Below are 5857 nucleotides of genomic sequence, written 5' to 3' on the forward strand. Positions count from 1 at the left end.
TTCCGTTAACACCATTCTTTATCTTTATATAAATCAATTCCCCCCCACCTTTGCCACCAGCTACTTTACCACTATGATCCCATCCATGTTCTTTCATCGATACTGTCCTGATTTTGGGAAGGCAACACTATCTTTAAATAGTTGATTAACTATAATTTTGGAATTGTCTAATCCAAGTTCGTAGGATCTGAGCAAATAATAAACAGCCAATCTCTTTGAATTCGAATCCAAATTAGAGAGCTTTCCCTGGGAGCGAGTTCCATTTAATATTTTATAGACATCCAAATGTGCTTCCGGACTTTGGTATTTATTCGCCATGATTATGGCTGCATATAAAAAATCTTCATATTTATCCCTCATGAAGAAATAATTCGAGACTTTATTATATGCTTTTTTATCGCCTTTCTCTAAAGCTCGATCTAGCACTTCATACATCGTGTCTATTTTGGGAAATGAATCGTCCGCCTTCACGGTCTCGGCGGACAATGCACTCTTTTCTTCACAGGAAGATAGTTGGCATATTAGAAGACTGATCAAAGCCAATGTAATTAATTTATTTTTCATCTTGTTTGATTTTCTGCCCATTGAACTGCACAGGTATTGGTGTTTTTGAAACCTGCACGTTTCTTTTAATGTAATAAACCCGACATCATTCTTATGATTGCTGACACCGAGAACATGGGCTTCTCCATTTTTATATCCGTGGATAACATACCCATCTGCAGCAACGACCTCTATTTTGGGAAATTCTTTTGAAATCATCTAGGCAAACGTATCAGGCCGTGTTATTTTCCTTCCATCCTGAGTAATATATTCCTCCGATGCAGTATTACAGCCTAATAAGATCAAGGTTTTTACACCCCCATTTGCTAATGCTTTATTCCACTCCGGTTTTTTGGACATTATTTTTTTGAACTCCCCGGGAGTACTAGCTTGAAGTTCATTTCCATTGTCAGCAACGTAAGCTATCGCTCCCGAATGTCCATTTGATGCGACCTCGAAAACTCCGTTGTTCTTAGTTTTTTGCAAGAGTCCTTTTTTCGCTTGCTCTTATAGCTGGCTTTTCGTAGCCAGAGTTAAGAAGCGAAATACCGATAGTATCACCTAAAGGATCAGAATACTTAATGGGATTATTAAAAACAAAAGCATACAAGCTTATTGAGTCGCTTGGCTTAGGGTCAAGCTGCCAGAATCTCCCGATCTGTGGGTCGAGATTTCTGTAAAAGGCATCATACATGTAAAGGCTAAAATCATTATTCTGTTCGATGCCATTAAACTTGTATTTATTCTCAGGCCCTCCGAACAATAATGCCTTGCTGGATATCCCCGCCATCACCAACCCAAACGGATAATAATGACTCTCCTCCAATGAAACTTGACATTAATTAGTCAACTTGCGCAGATAATCTAGTTCATTGATTAAATAAAAATCAGCATCCACACTTTCTATATTTCCCTTTCTAAACTTCGTCGAAATAAAAAAATGATCCGCCGAAAAAAGCTCAGGATTAGAATCTCCAGAAAAATTTTTGCTACTCCTTTTTACTTGCTTTTCCAACCTTAAACCCTTATTATATGAATAGCTAAAGACACTGTCTGTATTTGTAAAAACATAAACGTTATAAGAAAATTGCTCTCCAGACATAAACTCTTCGATTACAAATTCTATACACTCAAGCCTTAGCTGCTTAAACAACTCAACAGAGCAAAATCTGAATGAAGGTTCGCCATTTTGGTTTACTATGAACATCTGACGCCTAGACATCTGATCTATCAGAAAAGAATCTTTGGTTCTATTTTTCTTCGACTCTAGATCACATATCGTTTTTGCAGTCCAGCTAGTCAACACAATCTGATTTTCCTGCCCACATACACTAGTTGTGAAAAATATGCATACCGAAAAGCAAACAATAAAAATACGATATAGAATAATCATTTCCTTTAGTTAAAAGTTAGTAGCTCTTGGCTTTATAAATTGTTCTTTTCTAGCTGGGTTTTCATAATTTGTTCTTACGTCTATTTCCTCCATACTAATAATTCCTTTAAATTTTGTATCAGGATCATTAGTGAAAGTTGCGATGAAGGAATTCTTGCGTCCTAAACTATTTAAAAATGCATGTGATAATTCGTGTATAAGACCTATCTGTGGAGGGCGACCAGTAGTACCATCTTCATTTCGGATGTTTTCACCTAGTTTATCTGGATTATATGCAATATCACTCCCAGATCCACTACCATTTGCATCCGTCGCAGCTTTAAGATCATGGACAGCTGTCGCATTGTCATTTGGTAGGGTTTCCCCCGATATCGTTTATCTCCAACTTCCGAAAATTTGCCAACCCCAGCTTCTTTAATAAAAACGTCATTATTATCATTGATTAACGACGCGATAATGGAGGTCGATTTAGATTTGGGCAAAGGCATGTTTCCCCCACCAAAGTTCTCCACAGTACCCGACATTTGAATATATTCTCTAGGCATCGTTTTAGTTTTAGAAGCCTCAATCACTTGCCCATTTTTTAACATGACAAGCGGCGTACTGCTTAACTGTTGCAACTGATTAAATGTTTTGGTTCTAAATTTTTCAGACCCTTCAATAATAATGTCCGATGGCGCCATTCCATCAGGATCGATAAATCTGATGGGATTGTCGAATGCATAATTATAAGGGGAAAACCGCCGCATCTTTTCACTCAGCGGGTCTATTACATGCCATCTACCAATCTGCGGATCATAGTTTCTTGCACCGAAGTCGTAAGTTTCCAGTCCTGCGCCGTCACTGAACTCTTTATTGTTGAGCTCCTTTCCTCCGAACTTGTATTTATTCTCAGACCCTCCGAACAATAATGCTTTGCTGGATATCCCCGCCATAGTAAGCCCGAACGGATAATAATCTCCAACCCATTTTTAACTCCCCTTTCATTTTTGGGGAACCGGTTTGGGTGTTGTCTCAAAGAACTGCTACAGCCCTAAAAGTAATAGCTTTTATTTTCAATTGAAAGAAAAAAGTGAAGTCATTGCTGTATCTCATGCCGTCTGTTCGCGGGGTGCACGACGGCGAAAAAACTTAGTTGATTGCCCGCTTGAGCTATCGATCAGAACGATAATTCCCGGGGCAATCGAATAAGTTTTTTTTGCAAGCCAAAGCCGCCAGAGTTCAATAACAAGCTGAATGATTGTTCCGGCGGCTGCGGCAGGTTTGGCGATGGATTATGATTGTTCCTGCTGTAAGTTGGCAGAGCCCGCCCCGCTATTGGCGGGGACAGCCTGCATGAACGAAGCAAGGGAGGAGGCACGACGACCGCAGCGTAGAGAAGGAAGGCTGGCCGTCGCCACCACCCGCCATGCGGAAGGCAGCGCTGCAAGAGAAGGCCCAGGAACGAGGCCGATTGCAGCCAGAGGCCCCTGGCACCTTATTCATGAGCCGTAGCGTAGCGGAGGCGTATAAGATGCTAAAGGCTGCCGACGCCGGCAGGTGGCGGTCGCGCGGAGGAGGCCGCCTGGATGCAGCCACAGCCCCCGCCAGACTTAATGAACGTTCAACCTAAGAACACTAAGCGGGGGATGGCGCTGCAGACAGAGGCGCGGCCGGAGTGAAGGCGAGGAAAGCAACGCAAGACCTGTGACAGCCTGCGCAGCGTAGCGGAGGGCGGTGCCAGGCCGCGGCAACATTCTTAATAAAAACTACGTGGCCTGGCACTGGGCTGGCGCAAGACTTGCTTGCCGACCGAGACCGAACACCTTATTTCCTGTCGAAGGCAACTGATATAGGATCGGTGCAGCATTTGTAGTTCGACTACAACTACTTTCAACCTCTAACTGTCATTACTTTTGATCATCTCTCTTAGCTCCACACTATTTAGGGTTTCGATATGTTCGGCCAAATATTTATTTCCAACTTTGATATCCATCTCATTCATCGCTAAATTAAAAATGCAGGGAACGCTATAAATATAAAAAGCCCGGCTACGCGCCGGGCTTTTTACTTTACAATTATGTTATAGACTAATTCGAAATAAGCTAGCTAAATTAAAGTAGCTATATCTACTCCAGAAATTGGCAAAAGCCTCACTTTACCTCGCTTTACTAAATCAACAGTTTCTTTACCTATCCAAAATGTTCTACGACCCAAAGTCACTTTAACGCTTATCTTTTTTATAGCTATAACAAGCTCTTTATAAGCCTTAATAAATTCCTGATTAGGATGAATTTTTTGTAGCCCATTATAATAAAATGGAAAAATCCCAACAAACCCTGGCCCGATAATATTATTATTAACTTCTCCAAGAACAGGGGTAAAAAAATCAATATAAGGCCCCCCCTGACGTTGTACGATATAGTAAATCAGACGACCACTGTTAATTACAGAGTCGATTTTAAATGGATAGAATGTAAATTTCTGCGAAGTCAAATAAAACTTTGGTGAGTTATCGTTATATAATTCTAGGCCGTCAAAATCTTTTATACTCATATAACTATTATCCTGATAATGCATATCAGGAATAAGGGTTAGCCCGTTTCCCAAACATAGTGAAAGCAAGTCTCTTCTTTCTGAATTACATACAAAGAAATCTATCTGTGACATTAGGGTCCAACTTTATGGGTCTCCTGCTGAAGACCTAATTGTTTATATTCAGCCTCCCGTTTAACGTTCCTTTGGCTCTGAGGCTTGCGTTCTGCTTCAAACACCTTGCGCGTTTGACCATTTTGATCAACAATTTGAACATCAGGTCTCCGGTTGGAATTACTATTATTTATTTTACGTTCAGTAACAACTGTTTCCCCGGCTTTAGCTTCGCTCTGAGCCTTTTTCTGGAGGTCACTTACTTTCTGCTGATGATCAGGCTTCCCTTTAGAACCATAAGGATTATTACCAGATGTATTAACTCTTCCATTCTGATTAGCAAAATTGTCTGCCGCATTACCCGCTGTAAAAATACCATGAGTCGCCACAGCCACACCGGTTGCAGCTACTGGTACTGAAGCAGGCGCACTTACTCCACCGCTTCCTACTGTTGCTAACGTTCCGCCTCCAGCCATCCCTCCTCCTACAGTTGTTTCTACAGCACCTATAGCAACCGATGCTAAGTCTCCGGTATTAAGTCCCGTATTCCATCCAATCGCAGCCGAGCCCTGCCCTTCATACGAAGGTGCCAATTGCCCCCGAAGATTAGAACCAGTTGTATTGTCAACTATAGCAACGGCTGTCCCTGTAGCTAAGCCTATAACATAATTCCCAACCTCCTTACCCTTATCCGCAATCCAGTTTTTTGCATCTACAAGCCATTGACAACATGCCTGGCCTTCATCGCCGAGTTTATCGCTATAAAAAATTGGATTATCATAGTTGGAAGCGTAGGGTGACCACATCTCCATATTCTCCGTCTTCGGATCTATCTGCCACCATCTGCCTGTTTGAGGATCAAGGTTTCGATAAAACGCTTCGTAAATATCAAGTTCAGTACCTAACTCTATGCCGTTATACTTGTATTTATTTCCAGGCTCTCCGAACGTTAACGCCTTCGACGATATCCCCGCCATCGTCAACCCAAACGGATAATAATGACTCTCCTCCAACAAACTCCCCCGCACATGCGTCACCTGTAAATTATCAAAGAACACATCACTGTTCGTCTCATTACTCACCCCGGGGCATTGCCCGGGGCTGGCTACAATATACAAATATCCGTTCTTATTTACCGGCATACCGGTTTTGTTAAGTTCCTTCACCACACCACTGCTTTCCACCGGCTCCGCCTAACTCGAACTCCCCACAAACTTAAACTGCTCATCAAACAAGACCCAGTTCAAATACGCCTTTGGTTTGCCGGACACGCCCGGTTGCGTAGCCAGGAAG

6 protein-coding genes and 1 pseudogene are annotated in these 5857 nt (G+C 42.0%); all 7 read right to left on the bottom strand.

Translation table 11 applies throughout. From position 1 onward, the window contains the following. Window positions 1-93 precede the first annotated feature (93 nt). Window positions 94-762 carry a hypothetical protein gene (locus LZZ85_RS28155; protein WP_237877467.1) on the bottom strand — a complete coding sequence of 223 codons (669 nt, stop codon included), beginning with the start codon at window positions 760-762 and terminating at the stop codon, window positions 94-96. Continuing rightward, window positions 763-1029, bottom strand: a complete 267-nt coding sequence (locus LZZ85_RS28160) for a hypothetical protein (RefSeq protein WP_237877469.1) — start codon at window positions 1027-1029, stop codon at window positions 763-765. Further along, window positions 1016-1369, bottom strand: a complete 354-nt coding sequence (locus LZZ85_RS28165; protein WP_255724388.1) for an RHS repeat domain-containing protein — start codon at window positions 1367-1369, stop codon at window positions 1016-1018. Before LZZ85_RS28165 ends, LZZ85_RS28160 begins: the two co-directional genes overlap by 14 nt. Before the next feature lie 12 nt (window positions 1370-1381). Further along, window positions 1382-1936 carry a hypothetical protein gene (locus tag LZZ85_RS28170; RefSeq protein ID WP_237877473.1) on the bottom strand — a complete coding sequence of 185 codons (555 nt, stop codon included), beginning with the start codon at window positions 1934-1936 and terminating at the stop codon, window positions 1382-1384. 254 nt (window positions 1937-2190) lie between these two features. Continuing rightward, window positions 2191-2880: pseudogene (locus LZZ85_RS28175) on the bottom strand (RHS repeat domain-containing protein); the annotation flags it as partial. Between the two features lie 1144 nt (window positions 2881-4024). Continuing rightward, window positions 4025-4585 carry a hypothetical protein gene (locus LZZ85_RS28180; protein ID WP_237877477.1) on the bottom strand — a complete coding sequence of 187 codons (561 nt, stop codon included), beginning with the start codon at window positions 4583-4585 and terminating at the stop codon, window positions 4025-4027. Further along, window positions 4585-5706, bottom strand: coding sequence for an RHS repeat domain-containing protein (locus LZZ85_RS28185; protein ID WP_237877479.1), 1122 nt, complete (start codon window positions 5704-5706; stop codon window positions 4585-4587). The genes LZZ85_RS28180 and LZZ85_RS28185 overlap by 1 nt, the downstream gene beginning before the upstream one ends. Between the last annotated feature and the right edge of the window lie 151 nt (window positions 5707-5857).

Source organism: Terrimonas ginsenosidimutans, from assembly GCF_022012415.1.
Taxonomy (GTDB): domain Bacteria; phylum Bacteroidota; class Bacteroidia; order Chitinophagales; family Chitinophagaceae; genus Terrimonas_A; species Terrimonas_A ginsenosidimutans.

Excerpts from the sequence above, each read along its gene's own strand:
- LZZ85_RS28155 (WP_237877467.1), bottom strand. The coding sequence starts at position 762 with ATGATTTCAAAAGAATTTCCCAAAATAGAGGTCGTTGCTGCAGATGGG.
- LZZ85_RS28170 (WP_237877473.1), bottom strand. The coding sequence starts at position 1,936 with ATGATTATTCTATATCGTATTTTTATTGTTTGCTTTTCGGTATGCATA.
- LZZ85_RS28180 (WP_237877477.1), bottom strand. The coding sequence starts at position 4,585 with ATGTCACAGATAGATTTCTTTGTATGTAATTCAGAAAGAAGAGACTTG.
- LZZ85_RS28185 (WP_237877479.1), bottom strand. The coding sequence starts at position 5,706 with ATGCCGGTAAATAAGAACGGATATTTGTATATTGTAGCCAGCCCCGGG.